Raw genomic sequence first — 26,728 nt, 5'->3', positions numbered from 1 at the left:
GAAGTTAAAACAAATAATTCATACACTATTAACAACACAAATGACTAATGACCAATGACCAATGCTCAATGACTAATGGGTTATTTGTAGGTTTAGTAACCTTAGATTTAATTTACCTCGCTGACTCTCCACCTCAGAATAATCAAAAGATTGTTGCTATTGACTATAGTGTGGCAGCAGGTGGCCCAGCTACAAACGCGGCTGTAACTTTTAGCTATTTAGGTAATCAGGCTACAGTCTTGGGTGTAGTGGGTTTTCATCCAACGGGGCAGCTAATTCGAGGTGATTTAGCAAATTATCAAGTAGCGATCGCCGATCTTGAGCCTAGCACTGATTTAGCACCACCAGTCTCTTCGATTATTGTTACCCAAGCCACAGGGCAACGAGCTGTGGTTTCTATCAATTCTGTGAAAACTCAAGCCAGCAGCGCATCTATTCCAGCAAATATTTTAGAAAATGTTGCCATAGTATTAATTGATGGGCATCAGATTGCTGTTGGTTATTCTATAGCCCAAATGGCCAAAGCCCAAAATATCCCAGTAGTCATCGATGGTGGTAGCTGGAAATCGGGATTTGAGCAAATTCTACCATTTGTAGATTACGCCATCTGTTCGGCTAATTTTTATCCCCCCAATTGTCAAACCCCAGAAGAGGTTTTTGCTTATCTGAGCAAATTTAATATTCCTCATATCGCCATTACCCACGGAGAGCAACCAATTGAATACTTGAGTTGCACTAAAACTGGTATTGTAGATGTGCCCCAGATTCAAGCCGTTGATACCTTAGGAGCTGGAGATATTTTTCACGGTGGCTTCTGTCACTACATCTTAAGAGAAAGTTTTACTAATGCACTAGCACTAGCGGCAAATATCGCTGCCAATTCCTGTCAATTTTTTGGCACCCGGCGCTGGATGGATGTCATCTAGGGACGCGCATCTGTGTTCCTAGAGTGAGGTTATATATTTTTAAGTTAAATCGGGCTAAATTAATGAAAGACTTACAAGAAATATTAGCGATCGCTCGTCAGATAGGCTGGGAAGCAGCTGATATACTGCGATCGTATTACCACGGCACTGCGAAAGATCCTAATTTAGCGGTAGAATACAAACAAAATGAGCCTGTTACCGTTGCCGATATAGCTGTCAGTCAATATATTCTTGAAAAGCTACAAGCAAGTCTCGGTAATGAAGATTTTATTTACATCAGCGAAGAAACCTATCAATCCCTAAGTCAGTCTTCACAACCTTCTACCCCTTGGGTATGGATCATAGATCCTTTAGATGGCACACGCGACTTTATCGAAAAAACTGGGGAATATGCCATTCACATTGCTTTAGTCAAAGAAACACGTCCAGTATTAGCAGTGGTGGCAGTTCCAGAAGCACAGAAGTTATATTACGCTACAAAAGGCGGTGGTACCTTTGTAGAAACCCGTGATGGCTCTGTTCCTTTACAAGTGTCGTCAGGTAAACGAGTTGAGGATTTAACCTTAGTGGTGAGTCGTTCTCACCGCAACCAACGATTAGATTATTTACTGCAAAACTTACCCTGTCAAAATCAAAAAGCTGTTGGCAGTGTCGGGTGTAAAATCACCACAATTGTCGAACAACAGGCAGAAATTTACATTTCTCTCTCTGGCAAATCTGCTCCCAAAGACTGGGATATGGCAGCCCCAGAACTAATTTTAACAGAAGCCGGAGGTCAATTTACTCACTTCGATGGTAGACCTTTGCAATACAACACCGGTGATATCAATCAATGGGGAGGTTTGCTGGCTAGTAACGGTGAATATCACGAGGTGCTGTGTAAGGAAGCAGAAAGGATTTTAGCCCAGTTCACTGATAGCTAAAACGACTTCGGACATTTAGAGATAAATATTTTAAACTTCGTTTTCAACACAGTCATTTATGGTAAAATAAAGCCCAATAGTAAATAATAATCGTTAACAAATAGTACATATCTGAAATTTCCAAAACACTAACTTTCAGAGCGATCGCTAGTTAATACTAATTTGCTTTTGAAATTGAAACTGTTATAACAAAAGCAACAAAAGCGTGTCTTTGGAAGGGTTTTAACCCTGTCCTGAAAGTTTGCTTTGGAAATGAAATTCAGTGTGAATCCATATTCAAAGGCTGTGCTACACTTATCGATATAAGGATTATGTTCGGTTGAGTAACTCGTTTTGATTTCTAAAAAGCGTCTCTCCGAATTTAACTCTCTACACTCCCTAAATTCGGAGACTCTTATGTCAATTTACATTGGTAACCTGTCCTATCAGGTTACGGAAGACGACCTCAGGCGGGCTTTTGCAGAATACGGAACGGTAGCCCGTGTTCAATTGCCTACAGATAGAGAAACAGGTAAGCCGCGTGGGTTCGCTTTTGTAGAAATGCAAACAGATGCAGAAGAACAAGCTGCAATTGAAGCACTTGATGGTGCTGAATGGATGGGACGTGATTTGAGAGTAAACAAAGCTAAACCCCGTGAGGAAAGAAGCAACTCCTCTCGTGGTAGCTGGGGTGGCGGTAATGCCCGTCGCAACAGAAACTACTAAATCGATTCTTAAAAATTTCACATCTAGAGTCTCCAGCAGATCGAAGCAAAGGCTCGACTCTGCTGGAATATTTTATTTTCTATATAGTTTTGAATTATTCATCCACATTCAGGAGGAATGAGAATGACACAAGTAGTTTTAGGAGAGAATGAAGGTATTGAATCAGCCTTACGAAGATTTAAGCGGGAAGTTTCTAAAGCAGGAATTTTCCAAGATATGAGAAAAAAACGTCACTTCGAGACGCCAATAGAAAAAGAGAAGCGTAAAGCAATTGCTAGGCATAAGCAACGTCGTAAACAAAATTCTCGTTTTAGGTAAGAATTTCCAGTAATTTTGCCCTCAGATTTGACATTTAGCCAGTATCTCTTCATCATGGCGATACCTGTTTTGAAAATCGGGACTGGGGACTGGAGACTAGAAAAGAAATATTTTCATGCCCTCGTTGCTTGATTGAACGTATGAGCATCTAACTTGAAAATAGCTAGTAGTGAGTAGGGGTTTAGCATTGCTAAACCCCTATAATATTTAGAGATCAAGAGATTTCATATAGGTTAGGACAGTCTTAATTGCAAGAGAGCAATGGAGCAATAAGATCTGTACTTGATTTACTTGCAAAGTGCTGTATTAGTTCCCATTGCATTACCAGCTAAATACGCGGTCGTCCAAGCACTTTGGAAGTTAAAGCCGCCAGTTACACCATCAATATCTAAAATTTCTCCAGCAAAATAAAGACCAGGAACTAATTTACTTTCCATTGTTTTAAAGTTTACTTCTTGGAGGTTGACGCCGCCACAAGTAACAAATTCTTCTTTAAAAACTCCTTTGCCACTAATTAAATATTGGCCCTGAGTCAGTTCTTGCACCAACAGATTTAACGTTTTATTAGATATTTCTGCCCAACGATCCTCTGTAGTAATACCTGCGCGGGCAATGATATATTGCCAGAGACGATGGGGCAGGTCAACACCACGATGCAATGCGATCGCTTTCTTTCCCCATTCATCCTTGACTGCTAAAATTTGTTGTCGTACTTGTTCTTGTTGCAAATGAGGCAACCAATTAATTAATAATGTTGCTTGATAGCGGCTTTCGTGCAAAACTCTTGCGCCCCAAGCAGAAAGCTTTAAAACAGCAGGGCCACTCAAACCCCAATGAGTAATCAGTAATGGTCCAGTTTGTTGTAATTGGGACTTTCCGCCTACAGATAATCGCAACTGTACAGAGTTAACACTAACTCCAGCCAACTCCCTCAGCTTTTGATCGAGAATGTTGAAGGTAAATAAAGAGGGAACGGGTGATTCGATGTTATGTCCTAACTCCCTAGCAATTTTATAACCTGCCAAGCTACTACCTGTCGCAAGAAGTAGCCGATCGCATTTAATTGTCTCTCCTGACTTCAAGAGGATATCAAACCCCTGGTCTTTGGAAGTGCGTTTTACTGAAGTTACAGGTGTACCGATGCGAAGTTTGACCCCAGATGTAGCCACAGCTTTAATTAGACATTCGACAATTGTTTCTGAAGTGTTGGTAACAGGAAACATTCGACCATCGGTTTCAGTTTTTAAATAGACTCCGTGCTTAGCAAACCAAGCTACTGTATCTTGAGCTTGAAACCGAGTAAAAGCCCCTCGCAAGGCTTTCGCGCCTCTGGGGTAATTTTGCACTAATTCCCCAGGATCGAAGCAAGCGTGAGTGACGTTACAGCGTCCACCACCAGAAATGAGCACTTTCGCTAGGGGTTGGCGACTAGCTTCAATTAAAGTAACTTGGGCATCAGGGTTAACTTTAGCACAAGCGATCGCGCCAAAAAAACCCGCTGCCCCGCCCCCAATAACTACAATTTGTAACGGTAACAATTTCAAAAATATCTCTTTTCAGGCATCTACTCTCTAGGCTAACTTTTATTTTCAGCCTTCCAAAGGTTCAAAATCTTCTTTTGTAGCGCCGCAAGTAGGACACACCCAATCATCTGGGATGCTTTCAAAGGCCGTTCCTGCTGCTATACCGCCGTCTTCATCACCTTCTGCTGGATCGTAGATATAACCGCAAACTGTACATACATACTTTTGCATTTTCCAATCCCCTAGTCAATTATTGGCATTGCTTCACTATTAAATGCTTTAGGCACAGAGTTACAATAGGCACGCGACAATTCTTAAACCAACATTGCATATTTACCCAACTATCTAATTTAATCAAGGGGCGGCTCATGAGGGATAGTGACTGTTGATACAAAGTTACCTGGTTTACCGCTTTTGATGGCATCAAAAGTGCCTTTAATCGTACCGGCAATGGGAACAGCAACAAGTGTCCCTAACAATCCAGCAATCTCATACCCCATCAAGATAGCAACAAAAATCCAGATGGGATTGAGTCCGATAAAATTGCCGAGTAATCTGGGAGCTAATAGATTATCTTTAACCTGCTGCATGAGAATTGCTACCAGAGCAACTTGAACTGCTAACCACCAATTTTGCAACAATACCAAAATCGTCACTAGACCAATGCCGAGAGATGCTCCAATAAAGGGAATGAGTTCTGAGATCCCGATTAGTATGGCAAACAATAGAGCAAAAGGGACTTTCATGATTAAGAAAATTGGCGTCAGGGTTATTACCATAAATAGTCCCAACAACAGCTGGCTCAGGAAGAAGTTTTGGAAATTTAGCCGCAAGGATGCAGTAAGGGGATCTCCTATATTAGAAGGCAAAAGATTCACCAGACCATACCAGACGCGATCGCCATACAAAAGCATATAAAAGGCCAGGACTACTATTAATACTATGTTGAATAATCCTGACAATAGTGTTCCTGCAAATCCCACTGCACCAGAAGCTAGCTGTTGTACCACATTCTGAATGTTGGCATTGATTTGATTGCTCACAACCCTCAAGTCAATTGGCAAACGTCGTTGCTTGGCGATGGCCTCAAACTGCTGTAGGTTTGCTTGACTGGTAGTTAACCAATCAGGAATCTTATTTAATAATTGGATTGTTTGGTCAATCACTATTGGTACTAGAGTCACACCCAGGATTACCAAAACGGTCAAAGTTGTAAGCAAAACAATAATCACCGCCTGAGTGCGAGTAATTCGAGCGCGTTCAAAGAACTTAACCGGGTAATTGAGTAAAAAAGCCAAAATTGCTGCAATGCTCAAAATGCTAATTGGATGCTGGAAATAGCGAAAAAGCACAGATAGCAACCAGACATTTAAAGCGATCAGCGGACCGCTCAGACCATAGATTAACAAGTGTTTAAGGGAGGCAGAACGGCGCATTTGAGGCAATCTGTTTTAGGACTCCTTGAGATAAATTGTAAAACTGGCGTTAGTATCGATCGCGATCGTAGATATTTTTAACAAAGAAATGTATTAGCCTATCTGATAGCAAGGAAGCAAATTAAAATGGACAAAACCGTAGCTGACCTTCGCAAAGACTACACCTTGCAAGGTTTGAGCGAACTTGAAGTTGACCCTAATCCTTTTATTCAGTTTAAAAAGTGGTTCGAGCAGGCAGTATCAGCACAACTTCCCGAACCCAATGCCATGACCATTGCTACCTCTACACCAGATGGTAAGCCTTCAGCCAGAATGGTGCTGCTCAAGGATTTTGACGAACGGGGCTTTACTTTCTTCACCAACTATAACAGTCACAAAGGACAAGAAATCGCAGAAAATCCGCTGGCGGCTTTAGTTTTCTGGTGGGCGGAACTGGAACGTCAAGTCCGGATTTGTGGTTATGTAGAGAAAGTTTCCCAAACCGAGTCTGACCAATATTTTCACAGTCGTCCTGCCAGCAGTCGTCTGGGTGCGTGGGTATCTAATCAAAGCGAAGTATTAGAAAGCCGAGAAGTTCTTGAGCGACGTATGGAAGAGTTTAAGAGTCAATATGAAAATCAAGAGATCCCCCGACCACCTCATTGGGGAGGCTTACGAGTGATCCCCACAGAAATTGAATTTTGGCAAGGACGCTCTAGTCGTCTGCACGATCGCTTACTCTATAGCCATTTAGATAATGGCAATTGGAAAATTCAGCGGTTATCACCGTAAAGAGGACGCAAAGATTGGGGACTGGGTATTAGGAAAGCTTCCTAGTCCCTATTCCCTAGTCTCCAGTCCCTCTTACCACTGAGTAATCAAATCTTCAATTGCTGTCCGTGCTTCTGCTAAAGATTGGGTACGAGTGGCATCACCTTCATTCAGACTATTAGCGTTAATAAATTGAATGTCTGTCAGCCCAATAAAGCCCAAAATTGCCCGCAGGTAAGGTTCTTGGAAGTCATAGGCAGCGAAAGGGGATGTGGTGCTAAAGTCACCGCCGCGAGCGGTGATGATAACTGCCTTTTTACCCTCCACTAAGCCTTCATAGCCGCCTTGAGCATCGATAGCAAAAGTTTTGTTAACGCGAACGATTTGGTCGATGTAAGCCTTAAAAGTGGAAGGTATATTGAGGTTATACATTGGTACTCCAAAGACGTAGCGATCGGCAGCTAAAAATTCATCAATTAACTCGTCTGAAATCCGGATCGCTGCGGTTAATTCTGGAGTGTGGGTTTCTGGCGGTGAAAATGCAGCTGCAATCCAAGGTTCATCAACGTGAGGAACTGGGTGACGCCCTAAATCTCGATAGGCGATCGCATCTTCAGGATGCGCTGCTTTCCAAGCAGTGATGAATTCCTTTGATAGTTCTCTGGAGTGCGATCGTTCGCTACGGGGACTGGAATCAATGTGTAAGATGTTTGCCACCAATTATCTCCTGGTTGACTGGGATTTACTGCTTTTGATTGTAAATTTCCAAGCATTATGTCAGATACTAAAAGTAAATACTTACTCAAGTAAAGTAGTTACCAGAAAGTAACTATAGGACTTTTATTTTATTGCGTTAAAAAACTCGCCCTCAACTCGAAAAGTCTGATTACTCAGTCTCTTACAGAGGTCGATTCATCGCGTCTCTACCACTTCCCAGCCATGTAAATAAGTTCAAAAATTAAAGCAGATTATATCTGGGTTCTGAACAATGTATATTCTTTTTTTAGAGAATTTTATAAGTAAAAAAGCCGACGAAAAATGCATCGGCTAAACTGATAATATTGGATGCGTCAATAGCCTACTGTTCTTAACCCTGTTCTGTCACTTCCGGAAAACAATAATCGTAGCGAAACACTGAAACCTTTATCTAATCAAGCTTTGAGCTTTTCTTTTCTAATAGAAACTAAAATTTATAGTCAAAAACTGAAAAGTAAAGCTCCGAAAGGCTTTCAGCGATTGGGTTTTCCCAGTTTGACACAAGAGGGTTAAGTTACTGGTGCTTTGGGAGAAATGGGAGAAAACTGAATCCTGGGATCTGGCATAAAGTTGTATCTTAAGTACAATCCTCCCCAGACAAACAGGATAATTAAAAATGCACCGATACCAAGCGGACTGGGAAGCCAAAAAACAGCTTCTATATGATTTAGCTCACCAGTCTTGAGTTTCCATAGCAGTTGATTTCCATTCTTTTCCGGCTCGATCGCAGTTTCAGTTTGTGGAAGATTTTTTGCTCCCCAAGGAGTCTTGAGGGCAAATTCTAAATCGAGAATCGAACCAGCGTTAGCTAGGACGTTTCCTTTGTTGGAAATTAGAGACAGCGATCGCAAGTCCAAATCATAAATCAACCGATTTTTTACTAACAGTAAAAAGTTGTTCTGCTCCAAAATTACGTTTGATTCAATTTTTGGTAGTTCTGAACCAGATTCACTTTGCACAGGTTCAGAGGGTTGATTCGCCCGCGAGTTAAAAAATTGATTGAACTTTTCTTGCAATTCCCCGCCACTACTAAAAGGAATTGTCACAATAATTTCTTCTTGAGAAACTCGCTGCGCTTTGCCCTCAAGCTTCTGGGCACGGCGCTCTATGCTATTTAACCATTCATATACATAATCGCCACTAAAACTCGTTAGCTGCTCTCCCAATTTAATATGTTGTACTAATTCACCACTATTGGAGTTATTAAAGTTGACCCCCACATCATACTTAACACAACCAGACAGCAGCACAGATGTTAACAGTACTAACCACAAAATAGGATTTTGGATTGGAAAAACCCGGTTCATTCGATTTCGACTAATTTGTGGCGAAAGAAACCTCATCTTTGTCAATATAAACCTCAATGGTTTGACTAACCACAAGAAAATTTGTCCTAAAATTGAAGAACGCATAACTATAAATCTCCCCAAAAGTCAAACTTTTTAACCAATCTTGACTTTTACCTCAACAGAAGGCAATCTGGTGCTAAAGGTTTCCACCCCAGTTCCTACAATTTTGGGAAAGTTCTTAACAGACTAGCTCCTATGGAGAAACTGCTCAAAAGCTTTCCCAATTTGATGCTAACTTGTTGATTAACCCTCTGAGGAACATTCAAAAATCATCAGAGTCTGACATTTTAGGGGTCTAAAGTCAAGTCCATAATGCCCTAGTAGCTTTAGCTTATTAAACAAGACTTTCAAAAATTTGCCAATCAAGTCAAATTTATACCTTTGTCAAATTGGGATACGACTCCTATTTGATTATTGAAAAACTTCGTACACCTAGAAAAGGCGGATTCCCTGTAAATAATTTCAAAAATCAAAGCAAATTACTATATTTTATTTACTGGTATAATTAAGCTCTTTAATTGAGACTTCAACACTATGGAGAAAAATCAGCACGCAGCAAGTTATTTATATGATGTTCCGGAAAATACATCATAATTAGAGTGAGAGTTGCGCTTGATGACTATAAAACTATATATACTGCTAAAACATAACTATTAGGACTTCTATTTGATTGCGTGAAAAAACTCGCCATCAACTTAAAAAAGCTAATTCTTTACCTGTACAAATGCGATTAATCGCGTTTGTACTCACTACTACCTGCCAAGAACAAATACAGCGAGTTTCAAGGAAAGTAAAATACATAGCCTCACTCTCAAAGCTAAATATAAAGCCTGTTTTACTTATGAATTCTAGCGCCTTGGTGCAGTATCTTTAGCTTTGCTCCTGAATTGTGAATTCTGCTTTAAGTTCAATAATCAAAGCGGATTACTACATAAACATAGATTACTATTAATAAGTAATTAAGCGTACTTAATACTACATGTTGTGTTGCGCGGTGAGTTATCTGACTTGTTGTTTAATAAGTTCTGATGTGTCGAAATCAAATTTGATTGCCTCAAAAAATGACTTACTTCTCAAGCCAAAAGACAATAGAGAATCGATCCAGGGCTGATTGCCGACGAAGAAGTAAACTCAAAAATAAAAAGGGAGTGCTATTTCCCGACTATATTGTCATCAATGGTTACCAAAGTTACATATTACCTCAAACGTGAAAATGTCAGCACCCAAATACTTTGTATAAAAATTCAATAAAGTTATCAATAAATTTTCTGCTAAAGTTTATTCCATGACTACCAATATGTAAAAAAATTGTGGTAGAGTCTTCAATGAGTAATTATTGAAGATTAAAAAATATTTTTCGATAAACTACATCAAATACCGTTACATATATTCTTCTATGTCGGTTGTGGGTAAAGATAATTGGTTAATAACTATAAATAAACAAAAGATCCTATCAGTAAATTGAATGAAAATAAATAGTTCAATTAGTTGCTGATATATGGAAATTTTACACTTAGATAGTAAGTTATTTCATAGGTAAATTCTATAATGCAATCACCTAAAGATTCATCAAATTTACGGCAAAAAGCTGTTAAGGGGGTATTTTGGTCTGCTCTAGACAGTTGGGGTCGTCAAATAATTTCCCTTGGCGTTTTCTTAATACTGGCACGCTTGCTGGGGCCAGAAACTTTTGGTTTAGTCGCGCTTTCAACCATATTTTTAAATTTTTTGCAAGTCTTTCTTGACCAAGGTCTTTCGCAAGCGATCGTCCAACGTCAAGATATAGAAAAAGAACATTTAGATACTGCCTTTTGGACTAATTTAGGAGTCAGTGGGCTGGCTGCAATACTCAGTATTGCTTGTGCTGGATTGATTGCTGATTTATTCAAAGAACCGCAGATTACGCCAATCATCCGCTGTTTATCTTTAGGCTTTATAATCAGTGCTTTTAGCAGCGTTCAAGAAGCAACTTTTCAGCGGAAACTAGCTTTCAAGTCTCTTGCTATACGCTCATTAATAGCGGTGGTTATTGGCGGTATAGTAGGCCTAACTATGGCGTTTATGGGATTTGGAGTTTGGAGTCTTGTAGGTCAGCAATTAACTAATAGTTTTGTACAAGTTTTAGTACTTTGGTGGGTCAGTGATTGGCGTCCAGGATTCAAATTTTCCCAAAGACACTTCAAAGAACTATTTGCCTTTGGAGTGAATGTAATGGGGATGAATTTATTTAGCTTTTTAAACCGCCGCTCAGACGATTTTTTAATTGGTTATTTTCTGGGTTCTACTGCGTTGGGCTATTACAGCGTTGCCTATCGTTTACTCTTAATCTTGACGCAATTACTAACTAGCATTATTGTCAAAGTTTCTCTTCCCACCTTTTCCAAATTACAGCAAGAACCTGAAAGATTACGCAATGCGCTTTACAAAGCCATCCAAATGACAAGCCTAATTACTTTTCCAGGGTTCTTAGCCACAGTAATATTAGCACCTGAAATAATAACGGTAATATTTGGACAAAAATGGTCGCCAAGTATTCCAGTCATGCAAGTTTTGAATCTTATTGGTATTCTTTATGCTTATTTTTATTTCAACGGTTCTGTGATGATGGCTGTTGGAAAACCTTCTTGGAAGTTGGCTTTAGATTTCATACAAGCTGTCAGCAATGTTGTTGCTTTCGCTATAGCAGTTCAATGGGGAATTGTTGCTGTTGCAGCGGCTTACGTGATCAGAGGTTATTTGATGGCACCACTCAATGTTTGGGTAGTTTGGAAGTTAATTCGTATTGATATATGGACTTATCTGCGCCAAGGTGCTGTTCCTTTAGCAGGAACAATAATTATGCTGATGAGTATCTTTAGTGTTAAGTACTTTTTGGGTAACTTAATTACTTCTTCTGGAATATTAGCTATTTCCATAGCATTAGGTACAATAGTATACGTTTTATGCATTTTGTTAATTTCACCAAAACTTTTTTGGCAAGTAGTAAACATTTCCCGTTAACCTAGTAGGCTAAGGATTGTATGACTAAAAATGAACAAATTGCGGACAACAGAGTAGTTTCTAACGTAACTAACTTATTAGAAACTGTAATTGATGGTGGTTACTGCATCGGCTGTGGTGCTTGCGCTGCGATCAGTAGCTCTCCTTTGAAAATGCAATTAGATGAGTATGGTAAGTTCCAAGCGACTATCGATCAATTGGTAGATCGGTCAGCTGTAACTAATTCAGTTCAATCTGTATGCCCTTTTTCCAATACAAGTCTAAATGAAGACCAAATTAGCCAACCATTATTCAGTAATAGTTGCAAATATCATGATAAAATTGGCTATCATTTAGCTACGTATGCCGGTTATGTATTAGAAAATGGTTTCCGCGATCGCGGTAGTTCCGGAGGTATGGGAACTTGGATTGTGAGTAATCTTCTCAGTCAAGGATTAGTAGATGGTGTGATTCATGTGCATCAACGGCATCCCTCAAAATCAGATCCTAGACTATTTTCCTATCAACTTTCAACAACTACACAACAGGTACATAATGGTGCTAAGTCGCGCTATTATCCGGTGGAAATGTCTGAGGTAATACAGCTAATTCGTGAACGACCAGGAAATTATGCCATAGTTGGTATTCCATGTTTTATTAAAGCTGTCCGTCTGTTGATGCGACAAGATGAAGTATTAGCTGAAAGGATCAAATTCTGCCTAGCGCTAGTTTGCGGACATCTTAAAAGTATGCGCTTCGCCGAGATGTTTGCTTGGCAAGCTGGTATTGCACCTGGTAATCTTTTGACAATTGACTTTCGCAAAAAATTACCAGGTGCAGACGCCAATCGATATGGTGTTGAAGTGACTGGAATTCAACAAGATGGACAGATAGCCACTCACGTTATGCCTGTACGCGAGCTTTACGGTACTGATTGGGGGTTGGGCTTCTTCAAATACAAAGCTTGTGACTATTGTGATGATGTGGTAGGGGAAACAGCAGATGTCACAGTTGGTGATGCTTGGCTACCTCAGTACGTTAAAGATAGTAAAGGTACAAACGTTGTAGTTGTGCGTCATCCAGCGATCAAGCAAATGATCGAGCGTGCTATGAGTGCAGAACAATTAAAGCTCGATCAAATTAGTGCTGATGAAGTTTCCCAATCACAAAAATCAGGTTTTCAGCATCGACGAGAAGGCTTGGCTTATCGTTTGCACTTAACTGATTTAAAAGGTCAATGGCGTCCCCAAAAACGAGTTCAACCCAAAGCCAACCATCTCAATAAAACCCTTCAAGAACGGCAACTTCTGAGAGTAGCTTTAGCAGCAGACAGTCATGTTGCTTTCAAGGGTGCCGTTGATGCTGGTGAATTTTCTTTATTTAAGCAGCGGCTAGACCCCTTAGTACAGAGATATCAACAGCTATATATTAAGCAACCATTATGGAAACGAGCAGTTAGGTGGATTAAACGACTATTACTGAATTTATTTGTTGCTTAGGTCAAATATTTTCATTAATGATGAGTTTGGAAAATTACACAAATAAATCATTTATGAAAATCTGAAAAATTTATCAAATAACTTGAGCGATAAGCTGTTATTCAACTAGTTGCTTGTCATATAGTAGGCTGGGAAATTTTTGTTTTGGATATTTATTAATGGAGGTTCAATAATTATCCTAGTAGAGGTCGGTGGAAATAAACAGACCATTCCAAATCAACCAAACGCTTATGCTGCATTAATTTTGAATTTTGAATTTTGAATTCCGCCTTGGGGTACTAGCTCCTTCTTGTGTACTAATAGTTCTTGCCATAGTGGCAGGTGTCACAGTATACTTGTTATCAATTTTTGTGATTGCATCAAAATTGTGGGAGTTAATAAATACTGCTTGTTATGACAGCAAGGAGACATAGGATTGATAACAATTATCAAACAGGATTTCTGAGCATCTTTATTAAAGAAACTTTCAATTTTTAAGGAGAAATTTTGGCTAGGAAAAAGGAAGCTGTTATATGGGGATTTTACGGTAATCACAATCTCGGTGATGATGCTATTTTGACCGATATGATTAATTTGCTCGAAAAGCAGCAAGATAAATATTATCAAATAATTGAGTTGCTCAGTTTCCATTGGGAACTTCTTAAAATACAACAAAAAAGTTTTTATCTGTCAAAATGGTAATTATGTTTTTGATAAGTAGTAAAAAAAATACTCATTGTCATATCTAAATTGCAACGCTTTATCTTTACTAGAAAAATAACCAAAGGGTAGAAATCATCATGAACGCAATTATTACAGGAGTTACTGGGTTACGTAATAGAGGTGTTGAAGCATTAGTCATTCCTACTATTCAACAGTTACTAGAGCGTCAGCCTAATTTAGGTATAGATGTGTTGACTGATTCACCTGATTATGACGAAATCCGGCTAGAGGTTTTTGGCTCAAAGGCAATTAAAGATTATCTGAGAAATGCTAATAGAACACGGCTGCACAAGTTACGTAACATTCTTTCTCAGTTTTATAGACCCTTATCAACTGACTACCAATCGAATGTAAAAAAAATACGTCAAGCATCAATTGTGATTGCTTCAGGAGGAGATGTATTCAGTTCTGATTATGGGAGATTGAATCGACATTTATTACCATTAAATTTAGCGTTGGATGCTGGTGTACCCGTTGTCTTTCTAGCTCAATCAATTGGACCATTCAAAACTCAGAATGAAGTGGATGCTTGGTTGAAAGTCGCTCGTCGTTCTAAATTCGTTACCGTTCGGGAACAACTTTCTTACAAATATGTGACTAAAGATTTAGGCTTAGACCCTTCACTGGTGAAACACACTGCCGATCCAGCTTTTTTGTTGAGACCACCGTCTTCAGAGATTGTAGCTAAAATTCTCACAAACTATGGTGTTGACCTAGATAGACCTAAAATTGCGATCGCACCTAGTCAGGCTATTTGCCGTTATGCAGGTCAAGATTACGACAACCATATTAATGTCTGGTGTCAGGTAGTCAAGCTAATGGTTAACGAATTTCAGGCGCAGGTATTGATTATTCCTCACGTTCAAGAAATCAACGCCAATAACGACGATCGCATCTTTGCCACACAATTGTTAAAAGCCCTTGACTACAATCGGGATGTTCGACTTGCGGGTGCAGATCACACAGCCTCAGAGTTTAAAGGCTTAATTGGAGCCTGCGACATGGTTGTAGCCGAAAGAATGCATCCGGCGATCGCTGGGCTTTCAAGTGGTATCTGTACTATGCCAGTCGGTTATTCAGTCAAAGCAGAGGGGATTATGACGGATCTTTTCGGTTCCGAAGCATTGCATAATAATGGAGTACTGATTTCAATTCAACAGTTTCTCAATGCTGATGTAGCTTGTGAAGCGATCGTTAACTGTTGGAATAAACGTCACGAAGTAGCTAGTCAACTAAATCAAGTACTACCAAAAGTTAAGCAGGCAGCAGCCACTAACTTTGATATGATTTTGGAGATTTTAAAATAGAAGTTCCAAGCCTTGCCAATTAGTTATCAAAACAGAAACCTCTTGAGATGGAGAGCAGAGGGTAAACCCCATAGTAAAATCCAGGGTTTAAAATCAGAAATTATTGTTTCTCTCTGCTTTGCAATCCCGAAGCTAATTTTCCTTTTTAATCCATCAATAAATTCAGGCAGGTTAAAAACTTTTCCCAGGGAAGCTATTCAATTCTTAGCCTTTATTTGTCCTAACTCTCTGCTTCCCTGGCTCTTGATTCAGATATGCAAAAACTGTAAGATTTTATGGTTAACATTTTGATTGATTTGATTGAAAATAGAGTTGTTTATTAACGGTAAAAATATATAATTATTATTATGAATGTGACACATTACAGTGTTTGCTTAGGTAAGCATATTTATTTATATCAACTGTGAGATAAAATCAACATGACACCAACAGAACTTATTAAAATAACGTCCAAAATAGAGCATATAAAATCTATTTTTTTACCTATAGTAAACGATAATAACCCTTATATCAAACAGCTAATAGATAATCTAAAAAATGTGGGTATTGAATTAGTATTACCTGAAACTTCTTCTTCAAGAACCTTCTTTTTATCTACAGTAATTTTCCCACAAAAAGCAAATATAGTACATTTGCAATGGTTACACCCATTCTTTGTACGTTCAAAAAATCAATTTGTTAATATAATTAAATTTGTTATAATTATCTCTGAGTTAATTATTCTGAAGTTGATTGGCATAAAAATTATTTGGACTGTACATAACATCAAGAATCATGAAAATAAATACTTAATTTTAGATCGGATTTATAGCATTACCGTAGCTAGGTTAGCTAATGCTATAATTGCTCATTGCCAAATAGCAAAAGAAGAGATTATCAAAGAATTTTCTCTAAAAAATACAGATAAAATCTTTGTTGTTCCACATGGAAATTACATAGACTGTTACGAAAATAAGATTGAAAAAGAAACTGCGCGAAAAAGTTTAGGTTTAGAAGATTCTAGTCTTGTTTTTCTCTTCCTTGGTACTATTCGTCCCTACAAAGGAGTATTTGAACTTATAGATACATTTAGTAAACTATATAGTGACAAGAGTGATAACATTCAGCTAGTCATTGCGGGTAGAGTTTACAATGATAGTCAAGAAATCACAGATACGCTGAAGGAAAAGATTGCTAACGATCCAAGAATCAAATTCTTCCCAGGCTTCGTTCCAGACGATGAAGTTCAAGTTTATATGAATGCTTGTGATGTAGTTATCTTTCCATATCGAGATATTTTGACATCAGGTGCGGTAATTTTAGCAATGTCTTTTGGTAGAGCCTGCATAGCACCGCGCAAAGGTTGTATTGGAGAAGTGCTTGACGATCAAGGGGCATTTTTATACCAAATCGATGATGAAAATGGCTTAACGAAAGCCATGAATTCCGCTTTAGAAAAGCAGCATGAGCTATTGTTGATGGGGCAGCACAATTTCGAGTTAGCTCAATACTATAATTGGGGCTACATTGCGAAAATGACAGCTGATGTATACCATCATTGTCTGTAAAAATTTAGCTGTACCTGATACAGCAGAATTTAGAATTAGAATACGTATCGACCTAAATTTCAAGACTAGATAATGTACCTCGCTTTCCTTGAAATCTGCTGTATATCGAAAAAGAATGCCATTAAAGTTCAGGGCATCAACTAAACAAATCTGGTGCAGCTAACAGATTTGCAAAAGCGTTAAAATCACAATCTGGAGTAATAATATCGGTGGTGAGTAGGGGATCAAACAGGCGCTGCAAAAACACTCAACCAAACCAAATACAAAATAGTTAAACCAATTGCAATTAACGCTACCCAGATAAAGCGATTATCTTTGGTATTGACTTGACTGAGGTCAACGAATTCTCGCTCAGTCAGTTTTGGCTTCTGCTGTTGAGGAGATTTAGGAGACTTAGCAGCTACAGTAATTTTGAGTTCGTTATCGGGTAGTGCGCCCAAATCCGGGATTTGAGTCATCCACTCGCTAGGTCTTTTGAGTTTTGGTGCTTTTAAGATGTAAAGCATCCGCCGCGCTTGTTTGCTAGTTTCAAAATGTGGGTGTCGTTTGAGTCTTTCGCAAAGAGCGATCGCATCATCTGTGCGTCCAGCCGCTTCATAAGCAGTCACCAGGCTAATTTCGACTTCACCCCCAAGACGAGAATTGCGAGCTAATAGGGCGCTGGCTTTTTCTAAATTTTCTACAGCTTCGCGATATTGCCCATTTTCAAAGGCAACTTTTCCAGTCTGGTAGCGGGTTTTAGCAATTTCTATACTTTCTGCACTCACGTTCTGCTCACAAATTACCACTATTTTTATTTTGCCAATGCCAGCAATCTTTTTAAAATCTTTTCACAAGCTGACAACCTGAAACTAGATAAACTTCTAAAATTTTAACTAAGTAGCTATGGCTATTTTCTCGTTAAAAAGTCCGGTATCAAATACAAGTTATCAAAATATGCTGAAAATCAAGCATTCACAATTGTATTGGCTAGGAGCAGGCATATCTCTGGCAGTGATGAGCGCTGCCATCGCTCCAGCATCCGCCGAGATAATTATAATTGATAGTGGCTCTGGAATTAGGCGATCGCCTACTGTTGGTTCCTTCATTTATGGTAGTCCGATTCCCACACCCATGCCTGTAGATCCAGCAACAGGATTAACACCACAACGCACTGATTACTACAATTATTCCTATCCTGGGGTCAGACATAGGGTGAGAAATTCGACTTTAATTAATCCAACTTTGGTTAATCCTACAATTCGCGACTCAACACTAGTTAATCCGGTGATTATCAATAACTCATGGCGTCGTACACCATTTAGCGACGGGCGATCGCGGGTTATTATTACCTATCCTCGGTAGAGTGAGGAGTGGGGGGAGCAGGGGGAGAAAATAACTCCTAACTCTTGTAGACGCGATTAATCGCGTCTCTACTTTTAACGGGCTAAACGCCCTGCTATCGCTAACAGTACTCTTATGACGTAAATTGCGAACCGAGAATCATTGTCCCAATCCCAACATCAGTAAAGATTTCTAATAGTAGGGCGTGGGGAATGCGGCCGTCGATGATGTGTGCTGCACGTACTCCTTGAGCAAGCGATCGCACGCAACAATTGACTTTAGGAATCATGCCGCCGCTGACTATACCACCAGCAATCAGTTCACGAGCTTCGCGAATATCTACTTTAGGAATTAAGGTTGACTGGTCTTTGTAATCTTTTAAAATTCCACTGGTGTCAGTGAGTAAAATTAACTTTTCTGCTCCTAGTGCAGCAGCGATTTCTCCAGCTACAGTATCGGCGTTAATGTTATAAGCTTGCCCTGTTTCGTCTGCGGCAACGCTGGATACCACAGGAATATAGCCATTGCTAGCCAGGGTGTCCAAAATCTTGATATTCACATTGCTGACTTCCCCCACAAAACCGATGTCTTCTTGACCTTGGGGACGGGCTGTAAATAGATTACCGTCTTTACCGCAAAGTCCTACAGCCAATCCACCAGCTTGGTTAATTAACGCCACAATTTCTTTGTTAACTCGACCAACTAAAACCATTTCCACCACATCCATTGTGGGGGCATCAGTGACTCGCAGACCATTCTTAAATTGTGGTTCGATGCCCAGCTTATCCAACCAACTGTTAATTTCTGGGCCACCACCGTGTACTACAATTGGACGCAAGCCCACGCAGGATAAGAATACAATATCGCGGATAACTTTGTCTTTGAGTGTGCTGTCTTTCATGGCTGCGCCACCATATTTGACAACAACAGTGCGACCAGCAAATTGTTGAATATAAGGTAGTGCTTCGCTTAGTACACGCACACGAGTGGCTTCAGCTTGCCTGATGTATTCAGAATCGTTGACCGTCATGAGGAGCCGCCATTGAAAATTAAAACCTATTTCTGTCAGTGTAGAAGACTTTGTAACTCGTCACAATCTCTGATGCCAAAGTCGAATATGTTTGTAGCGATCATTCATAGCTGTTTGGTTCAGTTACGAGTTCACCATCTGGCATAACTGTATTGTAGAAATAAGCCCCATACTTTTCTGCGCCGCGCCAGTTAACTTTCAAGAAATTAGCATTTTCAAGATTGACGCCCTCCATACGAGTAACTCTCAAATCAGCACCACGTAAATCAGCACCACTCAAATTAGCGTCTCTTAAATCAGCACCCCATAGCTTAGTTTTACAGAGGATTGCCCCACTCAAATTAGCACCACTGAGATTAATGCCAGACAAGTCAACTTCCCTTAGGACTGCACCTCTAAGATCGACTCTTGAAAAATCCTTTTCCCCAGCATCTAAACGACTGAAAAACTCTTCAATATCCATTGAATTCTTTGGTCACACAGCAGTAAAACTTCAAGCTTTAGAGTCAATCCCACAAAGGCTATTAAGGAAAATATTTACTTATTATCTGTATCAGAAATGTGAAAATCTGTAAAAGAAGGACTAGCAACCACAGTCGAAAATTATCAGGATAAACATGGATACACCGATTTTTGATCGGCTAATTGAAGAATTAAAAGTTATGCCTGAAGACTTGCAATATCGAGTGCTGGAGTTTGCTCGAACTTTAGTAAGTTCGCAAATTCATGGTGTTCCAAGTAAACAATTATTAAATTTTGCGGGTAGAATATCACCAAATGATATTCAGTTGATGCGCGAAGGGATTGAACAAGGTTGCGAACAGGTAGATATAGATGAATGGTAGATACCGGCTTCACACTAATATTATCATTTATTGTTAATTAACCTATGAATTCTCAGAAGGAAACTAAGCTTCTAATTTTGTCTCTACTGTCCACCACCTTTTTACTGGGCTTTGGCTTTTGGTTGTGGAATCAATTATTTGGAAAAAATATAATTTCTTTAGCGCCAGAGAATAAAAGTCAAGGAACTAGAGGTTCAACATCAGAGCGAATCAGTTTAGGTAAAAAAATTTTAGTTACTGCTAATACTAACTCTGATAAAGAAGCAGGAGTGCAAGCTTTTGCTAAGGGCGACTTTACCAGTGCTGCAAATAATTTTAAAGCATCCCTGCTCAAAGACCGCAACGATCCAGAGACGTTAATTTATTTAAATAATTCCCAAGGAGACAAGAGTAAATATCTCAAAATCGCAGTTAGTGTGCCAATTGGTGGCAATCTAGATGTCGCCAAAGAGATTTTGCGTGGTGTGGCTCAAGCTCAAGATCGGATCAATCGGACTGAGGGTATTAATGGTAAGCTTTTGCAGGTAGCGATCGCCAGTGATGACAACGACCCCAGTTTAGCTCAACAGCTGGCAACGCAGTTTGTTAAAGATACCAGTATTCTGGCTGTAGTGGGACATAACGCCAGTAATGCTTCCATTGCTGCTGCCCCAGTCTATCAACAGGGAGGTTTAGTTATGATCTCTCCTACCAGTTTTGCCCAAAATCTCTCTGGCATTGGCAGCCACATATTCCGCACTATTCCTAGTATTAGCTCTGTTGCTGGGAGTCTTTCTACTCACATCGTCAAAACTGCTCGCAAAACTAATATTGGCATTTGTGCTGATTCCAAAGCCATTGATAATCAGTCGTTTAAAGATGAGCTTGTTAAAGGCATATTAGCCGCAGGTGGCAAAGTTAATCTAACAAATTGCGATCTTTTTGCTGCCAATTTTAATCCCAATGCAGTAATTTCTCAATTTATTAGTAGTGGCGCAGATAGTTTAGTGTTAGCGCCCCATGTAGATAGAATTAATAAAGCCTTAGAACTAGCAGCAGCAAATCAAGGAAAATTAACACTATTTGCTAGCCCTACGCTTTATACATTTCAAACTTTACAGGTAGGAAAAGCTGATGTGAATGGCATGGTATTGTCTGTAACTTGGCATCCTAATGCAATTCCTAACAATGATTTTTCTCAGAACGCTGTAAAACTTTGGGGTGGAAATGTTAATTGGCGAACGGCTACGGCTTATGATGCAACTATGGCGATCGCTAAAGGTTTGCAGCAAAGCAAAAGCCGCGATGAATTACAAAATGTGTTGCATAGTCCTAGTTTTTCAGTCTATGGTGCCACAGGTAAAATCGAATTTCTCCCATCAGGCGATCGCAACGGCACAGCAATATTAGTGAAGGTGCAACCTAGTAGCAAATCTTCTACTGGGTACGATTTTGTTCCTCTGAATAATAAATAAGTGCTTGAAGTTTTGCTTAAAGTTAGAGGCATAAACCCCTAAAATTGAAATCATCATAATAGGGGGGTTGAAGAACTACGAAATTAGGACTTACGCACCAATTTGTCCTGACTTTGTAATTGAACTACGTTCTTCTAGCGTAGGCGTGGCCCGTCGTAGACATCACCTTAAAGAATTACAAGAAAAAATACAAGAATACATTGACAATGGTGCATCATTAGGATAGGTGATCGATCGACAGTATCGAAAGGTTTATATTTATCGTCCTCATCAAAAACCTGAAATTTTGGATAATCCTGAAACAGTTAGTGGCAATCCAGAATTGCCAGGATTGGTGTTAAAGATGACCAAAATCTGGTAAATCTAGGGCGATCGCTGTATTTTTAATGAGAAACTTGTGGTTTGAGAACGTTAGGAATTGCCTCAAGTATTCGCGTGGCAATTTCTTGGGGTGTTTCTCCTTCTCGCACGGTGATTTTGAGGTCGGCTTGAGAGTACAGTCCTTGGCGTTGTTCCAGGAGCGATCGCAACTTTCCCTGAGGATCGACATCTTGCAGCAGTGGTCTTGTGGTATCCTCAGCTAAACGGCTGTAAATTAGCTCCACTGGCGCATCTAACCAAACTATTAAACCGTGGTGCAGATAACCCCAGTTTTCTCGCTGCAATACAATACCGCCACCAGTTGCGATGGTTAAGTTTGTAAAAGCACAAACCTGTGACAGGACATCGCTTTCTAACTGGCGAAATGCTGCTTCTCCTTCCTCGCTAAATATCTGATTGATGGATTTACCTGTTGCTTGGGCAATAACATCATCGGTATCCACAAACCCGTAACCCAGGTGCTTTGCTAGTAAGCGCCCCACCGTCGTCTTACCAACGCCCATCATACCAATTAAGTACAGGTTGACTCCTTGTAATAAACTGCTCACCAGTTGCTTTGCTCCAATTGTGAGTTATCTTAGCTGCTTCGTAAGGCTCAGATAAAGCCTCACAAGTCTTACAAGAGTTTAATTTTAGTACTGAATTGAGATTTTAGAGAATTAGAGTTAGAAGCGATCGCACTTCTCATATCACAACAATGGAAAAGCGATCGCCTTTGTAACTATTGGAATATTCTATTCGCAAAAGCTTGGGGTAGGGGTTTGAGAAGTCCAATTTTTACAAGCTTAGCGAGGATCGAGCCTTAACTAAACGTGCGACTCCAGTAAACCTGCGCTGTAGTCATACAACAATATTTCTTCAGATAGATGTGGTTTTTCAAATCATCTATATTTGGTCTTTATTCCCAAAACATAAGCCTTAGCTTGTATAAATTCATCTTCTTTTTGAATGGAATCAACTGCCATTATTACTGTTATTCATGTATTGAAAATAACAAACCAAAGAAATTAACAATTATTCAGTATCAATAAACAGTTAATCTTCTCACGAATTTAGTAACTTTGGTGAGGTGGCTTAACAAATTTTGTTGAGCTATATTTACGTTTAACGGAAATTTAAGATAACTTCTTTGAAACTTTATCGAAACAATTTCTGTCTATTCAAATAGTCTGCATTTTCTCTTTGGTAAGCGAATTTAAGTATACAATCTACTGTGTTTTAAGCAACACAAAGTATTTTTTCTAACAATTCAGTTATGACAAGACCTAAACAATTAATCGTTAAAAATAAAGGTGTAAATAATGACTTATTACCCGTAATGAGCCGAAAAATATTTGCAAATTGGAAGTTTGGACACAAAAACTACTGCATATTTCACTTGAATAAGCCTGAATTAATAAATAGTAAGATGAATGAGGCGTCAACTATGACTCGAATTCGTGACGTTGTAAAAGAAGCTTTAGCGACTGGATATTTGACAGTCGAAGCCGAAAATCAACTCCGACAACTGTTGACTACCCGTTATGACTTGGAAGATTTTAATGCTTTCATGACTTTGCAGGAAGCTGCCATGACTGGTAAAGTCAAGCAAGAGTCCAGAGAGCGGTGTGGAATCAAGTAGAGACGTAGGCTAATACGTCTCATCGCCGGGGGCGTTCATCGTCATCTTCAAAATCATCTTCAAAAAATCCCCAATCATCATCATCTGCTTGATTTGTAGTTGGTGGCTGATAAGGGGGAATAATCACTCGATAATCAGCATCGTAAATTGATTCAGTTTTTCCCACTGCCGTATTTTTTGGCTCACGGTAGCTATAGGAATAAACTGAACCAGACCCAGAACTGCTTTTAGGTTGTGATTGACGTTCGTAAGTTTTAGAGTCTCTAGGCTGTTGAGTTTGAGGATTAGGGGTAGGCACTTCTTCGGGCTTTTCATCAAAATCCCAATCATCTCCACTACTATTTGTCTCCCAATCATCAAAGACATCGTTGTTAGGCTCTTCTTTTTTACTAGGTGGTGGAGGACTAGAACGACCAGATGTAGGTTCTTCTCTACGATTTGCCTTTGTACGAGGTGAAGTTGCTGTGCGTCCGTCAATAGTTTGGCGTTGTGCAGGGGCAAAGTAATTGGATAACTTAAACAACGTCGCAATGAATATAGATGTGAAAGCACCAGTTACAGTACTGAACAAAACCCATATCGCTAGTGGTAATGGTTGACTCCGCAGACCTAAAAACACTAGGGATAGAGGAGGTGACCAATTCTGAACTAACAACAGCGTTAGTCCCCCCAGTACCGCCACCAATAGAATTAAGCGAATTACAGCCATAAGAAAGGCAAAGGGTAAAAGGTACAAGGCAAAAGGCAAAAGGCAAAAGTAGACTTCTTGCAGAAATGGGGAAAAGGGTAAGGAGGAAAGCGGGTCAGAAAAAACCCTTGATCTTTAACCTTTTCCCTTTCCTCCTCTTGCAGAACTATTTTTGCAAGAGGTCTGGTGACTCTATCTTTCTTTTACAACAATTAAAGCAGAAAGCCCAGTAGTACTCAGGTGACTGAGGAACCTTGGTACATCTTAGCCTTCAGGAATGGCTGGAGTGGAACAGGACAGAGGATACACACAGAAGTAAAAAAATGCTTAAGTCAATGGTATTGGCTTATAATCACTCAGTATTCAGCACGGGCTAAACGCCCCGCTATCGCTAACAGGACTCAGGATGCCCTCTGGTCGGACGCACGATCGCATTACTCTATATGCTCTGCCGTTTGTGGCGGGTGTAACTTTCTGGCAGACTCGCAGTAGCAATGCAACTTTGTTGGTTGCGGGTGGGTTTCTGTTCGGCGGATTAATGTTTGGCCCAGATTTAGATATTTATTCTGTGCAGTTCCAACGCTGGGGTTTCTTGCGTTGGATTTGGTTACCTTATCAAAAAAGCCTGCGTCATCGGTCTTTTTTATCCCACGGGCCGATTATTGGTACGACGCTGCGGATAATTTATCTGGGGTGCTTGCTGGCTATTTTGGCAATTTTTATTTTGGTAATTGCCCAAAAGCTCTGGAATTTTAGTTTTACCTTGCAGGATTTAGGTGGAACTATCGGGCGATCGCTCTTGGATTACGATACTGAATATGTCGCTCTTTTCTTGGGTTTAGAACTCGGCGCCATGAGTCATTCTCTCAGCGATTGGAGCGGTTCGGCATACAAGCGGTTTCAAAAACAGGGAATTCGTGGATTACTTCCGAAGGGCAAAATTAAAAAGCGTCAAGTTACAAGTCGCCCTAAGCGTCAGTCTAAACCTAGAAATACTAAAAGCCGCTCCTAATCAGTTTTACAATCTAATTGCAGGGATGGACATTCAAACTGCATATTTAATTATTTATGTCAACAATAATTCTGATAATTTAACTTATGGAATCAAATCAAAAGCATAGTGAGACTTTGGCAGCCTTAGAGGAGTTAATAGAGGTAGTAGCAAAATTGCGATCGCCTGATGGTGGTTGTCCGTGGGATTTGGCACAAACTCCCGAAACGCTGACACCCTATGTAATCGAAGAAGCTTATGAGGTGGTGGACGCGATTAAGAATGGGGATAAAGAAGCGATCGCCGAAGAGTTGGGCGATTTATTATTACAAGTAGTACTGCAAGCCCAAATCGCCAGCGAATCTGAGCAATTTTCCCTCAAAGAAATCACTCAAGGCATTTCCCAAAAGTTAATTCGCCGCCATCCCCATGTGTTTGGTGATGTGTCAGTGCAAAGCGTCGATGAGGTGCGGCAAAATTGGGAACAAATCAAAGCTGCGGAAAAAGGCGAATCCTCTTCAGAAACTCAGAAACTCAGTGCGAAACTCAGTCGTTATGGACGTACCCTTCCCCCGTTAACTGCGGCAATGAAGATTTCCCAAAAAGCGGCATATGTAGGGTTTGAATGGGAAAACATTGATGGAGTCTGGGATAAATTTCATGAAGAATTAGCGGAATTTCAACAGGCTTTAGCTGAGGAAACACCAGCACGACAACAAGCAGAATTAGGTGATTTACTATTTGCTGTAATTCAACTTGCGCGTTGGCATAACCTTGACCCCAGCGCCGCTTTGCAAGGCACAAATCAGCGATTTGTCCAACGGTTAGAAAAAATGGAAGCAGTTGTTGAGCGTCCCTTGAGCGATTACAGTTTGGATGAGCTAGAAAAATTGTGGCAACAGGCAAAAGTTCGACTTGCTCAAGAGGGGAGTGGCGAGTAGGGCATGGGGCATTGGGGAGCCACTGCGTTGGGCGGCTCTGCCGACTTAAAGCAAGTGGCGTCATGGGGCATTGGGAAGAGGCAGGCTTAAAACTAAAAGCTTCGAGGTTCAAAGGCGCAACTTCCAGGGTCAAAGCCCCAAGCTCCAGCTTTAAAACCCCAAATGTCAGCCTCAAACTCCTACTGCCTATTAGGCCTCTTGTAAAAGTCCCTAACACCCCACCCGCAACCCCTCCCCGATGCCTTGGGCTACCGTGTACACACAAGTCTTTTAGAGTTGTTGTGTAAGACATAGAAGGTTAATTTTTGTTCTTCGATGCATCAAAGGTGCAAGGCGATGCATCAAAGGTACAAGGCGATGCATCAAAGGTGCAAGGCGATGCATCAAAGGTGCAAGGCGATGCATCAAAGGTGTAAGGCGATGCATCAAAGGTGCAAGGCGATGCATCAAAGGTGTAAGGCGATGCATCAAAGGTGCAAGGCGATGCATCAAAGGTGCAGGTCAAGAGACTTGTGTGTACACCGTAATATGCCTTGGGGAGGGGAGCGTTTGCTTTACTCAAATGCCGAGTGGGGTTCTTTATTTTTGATTTATAGCCGTAGTCACACAGGTTAAGACATTTTGAAAGCATGGAAGCTAGGAATAGTAACAATACTTGTCGGGTTTTGGGGAAAAGGGGAAGGGGAAAAGGGGAAGGGGAAAGGGGGAAAGAAAAAACCTTTAACCTTTACCCG

29 protein-coding genes are annotated in these 26,728 nt (G+C 40.1%); 18 read left to right on the top strand and 11 right to left on the bottom strand.

Annotated elements, in window-relative coordinates; all coding sequences use genetic code 11:
• The first annotated feature begins 68 nt into the window (after window positions 1–68).
• The 4 genes from ACM0OY_RS09530 to rpsU all read left to right on the top strand — a co-directional run bounded on the left by ACM0OY_RS09530 (window position 69) and on the right by rpsU (window position 2,872).
• Window positions 69–926, top strand: a complete 858-nt coding sequence (locus ACM0OY_RS09530) for a sugar kinase (RefSeq protein WP_414568703.1) — start codon at window positions 69–71, stop codon at window positions 924–926.
• Between the two features lie 62 nt (window positions 927–988).
• Window positions 989–1,849: a 3'(2'),5'-bisphosphate nucleotidase CysQ family protein gene (locus ACM0OY_RS09525; protein WP_414568627.1), complete on the top strand. Its 861-nt coding sequence runs from the start codon at window positions 989–991 to the stop codon at window positions 1,847–1,849.
• 396 nt (window positions 1,850–2,245) lie between these two features.
• Window positions 2,246–2,554 carry an RNA recognition motif domain-containing protein gene (locus tag ACM0OY_RS09520; RefSeq protein ID WP_414568626.1) on the top strand — a complete coding sequence of 103 codons (309 nt, stop codon included), beginning with the start codon at window positions 2,246–2,248 and terminating at the stop codon, window positions 2,552–2,554.
• 123 nt (window positions 2,555–2,677) lie between these two features.
• The gene (gene rpsU, locus ACM0OY_RS09515) at window positions 2,678–2,872 is read left to right on the top strand and encodes a 30S ribosomal protein S21 (RefSeq protein ID WP_073645277.1); all 195 of its coding nucleotides are present in this window, start codon (window positions 2,678–2,680) and stop codon (window positions 2,870–2,872) included.
• A 287-nt stretch (window positions 2,873–3,159) separates the two neighbouring features.
• Here the strand turns inward: rpsU and ACM0OY_RS09510 are convergent, their stop codons facing one another.
• The 3 genes from ACM0OY_RS09510 to ACM0OY_RS09500 all read right to left on the bottom strand — a co-directional run bounded on the left by ACM0OY_RS09510 (window position 3,160) and on the right by ACM0OY_RS09500 (window position 5,831).
• The gene (locus ACM0OY_RS09510; protein ID WP_414568702.1) at window positions 3,160–4,410 is read right to left on the bottom strand and encodes an NAD(P)/FAD-dependent oxidoreductase; all 1,251 of its coding nucleotides are present in this window, start codon (window positions 4,408–4,410) and stop codon (window positions 3,160–3,162) included.
• Between the two features lie 51 nt (window positions 4,411–4,461).
• On the bottom strand, window positions 4,462–4,626 hold the full coding sequence (rd, locus tag ACM0OY_RS09505; RefSeq protein ID WP_414568625.1) for a rubredoxin: 165 nt from the start codon (window positions 4,624–4,626) through the stop codon (window positions 4,462–4,464).
• A gap of 119 nt (window positions 4,627–4,745) precedes the next feature.
• The gene (locus ACM0OY_RS09500) at window positions 4,746–5,831 is read right to left on the bottom strand and encodes an AI-2E family transporter (RefSeq protein WP_414568624.1); all 1,086 of its coding nucleotides are present in this window, start codon (window positions 5,829–5,831) and stop codon (window positions 4,746–4,748) included.
• A 126-nt stretch (window positions 5,832–5,957) separates the two neighbouring features.
• On the opposite strand from ACM0OY_RS09500, the gene pdxH reads away from it, so the two are divergent.
• Window positions 5,958–6,602, top strand: a complete 645-nt coding sequence (pdxH, locus tag ACM0OY_RS09495; protein ID WP_414568623.1) for a pyridoxamine 5'-phosphate oxidase — start codon at window positions 5,958–5,960, stop codon at window positions 6,600–6,602.
• Window positions 6,603–6,674: 72 nt separating this feature from the next.
• Here the strand turns inward: pdxH and ACM0OY_RS09490 are convergent, their stop codons facing one another.
• Window positions 6,675–7,298 carry an FMN-dependent NADH-azoreductase gene (locus ACM0OY_RS09490; protein ID WP_414568622.1) on the bottom strand — a complete coding sequence of 208 codons (624 nt, stop codon included), beginning with the start codon at window positions 7,296–7,298 and terminating at the stop codon, window positions 6,675–6,677.
• Window positions 7,299–7,846: 548 nt separating this feature from the next.
• Complete coding sequence (locus tag ACM0OY_RS09485; protein ID WP_414568621.1) at window positions 7,847–8,644, bottom strand: DUF3153 domain-containing protein; 798 nt, start codon at window positions 8,642–8,644, stop codon at window positions 7,847–7,849.
• A gap of 1,590 nt (window positions 8,645–10,234) precedes the next feature.
• On the opposite strand from ACM0OY_RS09485, the gene ACM0OY_RS09480 reads away from it, so the two are divergent.
• From ACM0OY_RS09480 to ACM0OY_RS09460, 5 genes are all read left to right on the top strand, one after another.
• Complete coding sequence (locus ACM0OY_RS09480) at window positions 10,235–11,686, top strand: MOP flippase family protein (RefSeq protein WP_414568620.1); 1,452 nt, start codon at window positions 10,235–10,237, stop codon at window positions 11,684–11,686.
• A gap of 20 nt (window positions 11,687–11,706) precedes the next feature.
• Window positions 11,707–13,164 carry a Coenzyme F420 hydrogenase/dehydrogenase, beta subunit C-terminal domain gene (locus tag ACM0OY_RS09475; RefSeq protein WP_414568619.1) on the top strand — a complete coding sequence of 486 codons (1,458 nt, stop codon included), beginning with the start codon at window positions 11,707–11,709 and terminating at the stop codon, window positions 13,162–13,164.
• Between the two features lie 486 nt (window positions 13,165–13,650).
• Window positions 13,651–13,845, top strand: a complete 195-nt coding sequence (locus tag ACM0OY_RS09470; RefSeq protein WP_414568618.1) for a hypothetical protein — start codon at window positions 13,651–13,653, stop codon at window positions 13,843–13,845.
• Between the two features lie 98 nt (window positions 13,846–13,943).
• Complete coding sequence (locus ACM0OY_RS09465; RefSeq protein WP_414568617.1) at window positions 13,944–15,173, top strand: polysaccharide pyruvyl transferase family protein; 1,230 nt, start codon at window positions 13,944–13,946, stop codon at window positions 15,171–15,173.
• Between the two features lie 419 nt (window positions 15,174–15,592).
• A complete protein-coding gene (locus tag ACM0OY_RS09460; protein WP_414568616.1) occupies window positions 15,593–16,720 on the top strand; it encodes a glycosyltransferase family 4 protein in 1,128 nt (375 codons plus the stop codon).
• Window positions 16,721–16,944: 224 nt separating this feature from the next.
• Here ACM0OY_RS09460 and ACM0OY_RS09455 read toward each other — a convergent pair whose 3' ends face one another.
• Window positions 16,945–17,487: a hypothetical protein gene (locus ACM0OY_RS09455; protein WP_414568615.1), complete on the bottom strand. Its 543-nt coding sequence runs from the start codon at window positions 17,485–17,487 to the stop codon at window positions 16,945–16,947.
• Between the two features lie 118 nt (window positions 17,488–17,605).
• Between ACM0OY_RS09455 and ACM0OY_RS09450 the strand changes: the two genes are divergently transcribed.
• Entirely contained in the window at window positions 17,606–18,064 is a 459-nt protein-coding gene (locus tag ACM0OY_RS09450) for a hypothetical protein (RefSeq protein WP_414568614.1), read from the top strand.
• Between the two features lie 112 nt (window positions 18,065–18,176).
• On the opposite strand, the gene argB is transcribed toward ACM0OY_RS09450, so the two are convergent.
• The gene (argB, locus tag ACM0OY_RS09445) at window positions 18,177–19,073 is read right to left on the bottom strand and encodes an acetylglutamate kinase (protein WP_414568613.1); all 897 of its coding nucleotides are present in this window, start codon (window positions 19,071–19,073) and stop codon (window positions 18,177–18,179) included.
• Window positions 19,074–19,173: 100 nt separating this feature from the next.
• On the bottom strand, window positions 19,174–19,536 hold the full coding sequence (locus ACM0OY_RS09440; protein ID WP_414568612.1) for a pentapeptide repeat-containing protein: 363 nt from the start codon (window positions 19,534–19,536) through the stop codon (window positions 19,174–19,176).
• 154 nt (window positions 19,537–19,690) lie between these two features.
• Here ACM0OY_RS09440 and ACM0OY_RS09435 point away from each other — a divergent pair, with 154 nt between their 5' ends.
• From ACM0OY_RS09435 to ACM0OY_RS09420, 4 genes are all read left to right on the top strand, one after another.
• Complete coding sequence (locus tag ACM0OY_RS09435; protein WP_414568611.1) at window positions 19,691–19,918, top strand: hypothetical protein; 228 nt, start codon at window positions 19,691–19,693, stop codon at window positions 19,916–19,918.
• A gap of 44 nt (window positions 19,919–19,962) precedes the next feature.
• On the top strand, window positions 19,963–21,372 hold the full coding sequence (locus ACM0OY_RS09430) for an ABC transporter substrate-binding protein (RefSeq protein WP_414568610.1): 1,410 nt from the start codon (window positions 19,963–19,965) through the stop codon (window positions 21,370–21,372).
• Window positions 21,373–21,439: 67 nt separating this feature from the next.
• Window positions 21,440–21,598 carry a hypothetical protein gene (locus ACM0OY_RS09425; RefSeq protein WP_414568609.1) on the top strand — a complete coding sequence of 53 codons (159 nt, stop codon included), beginning with the start codon at window positions 21,440–21,442 and terminating at the stop codon, window positions 21,596–21,598.
• Window positions 21,599–21,733, top strand: coding sequence for a hypothetical protein (locus ACM0OY_RS09420; protein WP_414568608.1), 135 nt, complete (start codon window positions 21,599–21,601; stop codon window positions 21,731–21,733).
• A gap of 22 nt (window positions 21,734–21,755) precedes the next feature.
• Here ACM0OY_RS09420 and ACM0OY_RS09415 read toward each other — a convergent pair whose 3' ends face one another.
• A complete protein-coding gene (locus tag ACM0OY_RS09415) occupies window positions 21,756–22,301 on the bottom strand; it encodes a shikimate kinase (protein ID WP_414568607.1) in 546 nt (181 codons plus the stop codon).
• 878 nt (window positions 22,302–23,179) lie between these two features.
• On the opposite strand from ACM0OY_RS09415, the gene ACM0OY_RS09410 reads away from it, so the two are divergent.
• Window positions 23,180–23,374: a hypothetical protein gene (locus ACM0OY_RS09410; protein ID WP_414568606.1), complete on the top strand. Its 195-nt coding sequence runs from the start codon at window positions 23,180–23,182 to the stop codon at window positions 23,372–23,374.
• Between the two features lie 19 nt (window positions 23,375–23,393).
• On the opposite strand, the gene ACM0OY_RS09405 is transcribed toward ACM0OY_RS09410, so the two are convergent.
• Entirely contained in the window at window positions 23,394–24,083 is a 690-nt protein-coding gene (locus ACM0OY_RS09405; RefSeq protein WP_414568605.1) for a LapA family protein, read from the bottom strand.
• Between the two features lie 385 nt (window positions 24,084–24,468).
• Between ACM0OY_RS09405 and ACM0OY_RS09400 the strand changes: the two genes are divergently transcribed.
• Both ACM0OY_RS09400 and mazG read left to right on the top strand, forming a co-directional pair.
• Window positions 24,469–25,074, top strand: coding sequence for a metal-binding protein (locus ACM0OY_RS09400; RefSeq protein ID WP_414568604.1), 606 nt, complete (start codon window positions 24,469–24,471; stop codon window positions 25,072–25,074).
• Window positions 25,075–25,160: 86 nt separating this feature from the next.
• Window positions 25,161–25,994: a nucleoside triphosphate pyrophosphohydrolase gene (gene mazG / locus ACM0OY_RS09395; RefSeq protein ID WP_414568603.1), complete on the top strand. Its 834-nt coding sequence runs from the start codon at window positions 25,161–25,163 to the stop codon at window positions 25,992–25,994.
• A gap of 270 nt (window positions 25,995–26,264) precedes the next feature.
• On the opposite strand, the gene ACM0OY_RS09390 is transcribed toward mazG, so the two are convergent.
• A complete protein-coding gene (locus tag ACM0OY_RS09390) occupies window positions 26,265–26,483 on the bottom strand; it encodes a hypothetical protein (protein ID WP_414568602.1) in 219 nt (72 codons plus the stop codon).
• Between the last annotated feature and the right edge of the window lie 245 nt (window positions 26,484–26,728).

The organism is Nostoc sp. CCY 9925, from assembly GCF_963920935.1.
Lineage (GTDB): Bacteria > Cyanobacteriota > Cyanobacteriia > Cyanobacteriales > Nostocaceae > Nostoc.
This window is presented reverse-complemented; position numbering and strand designations above follow the sequence as displayed.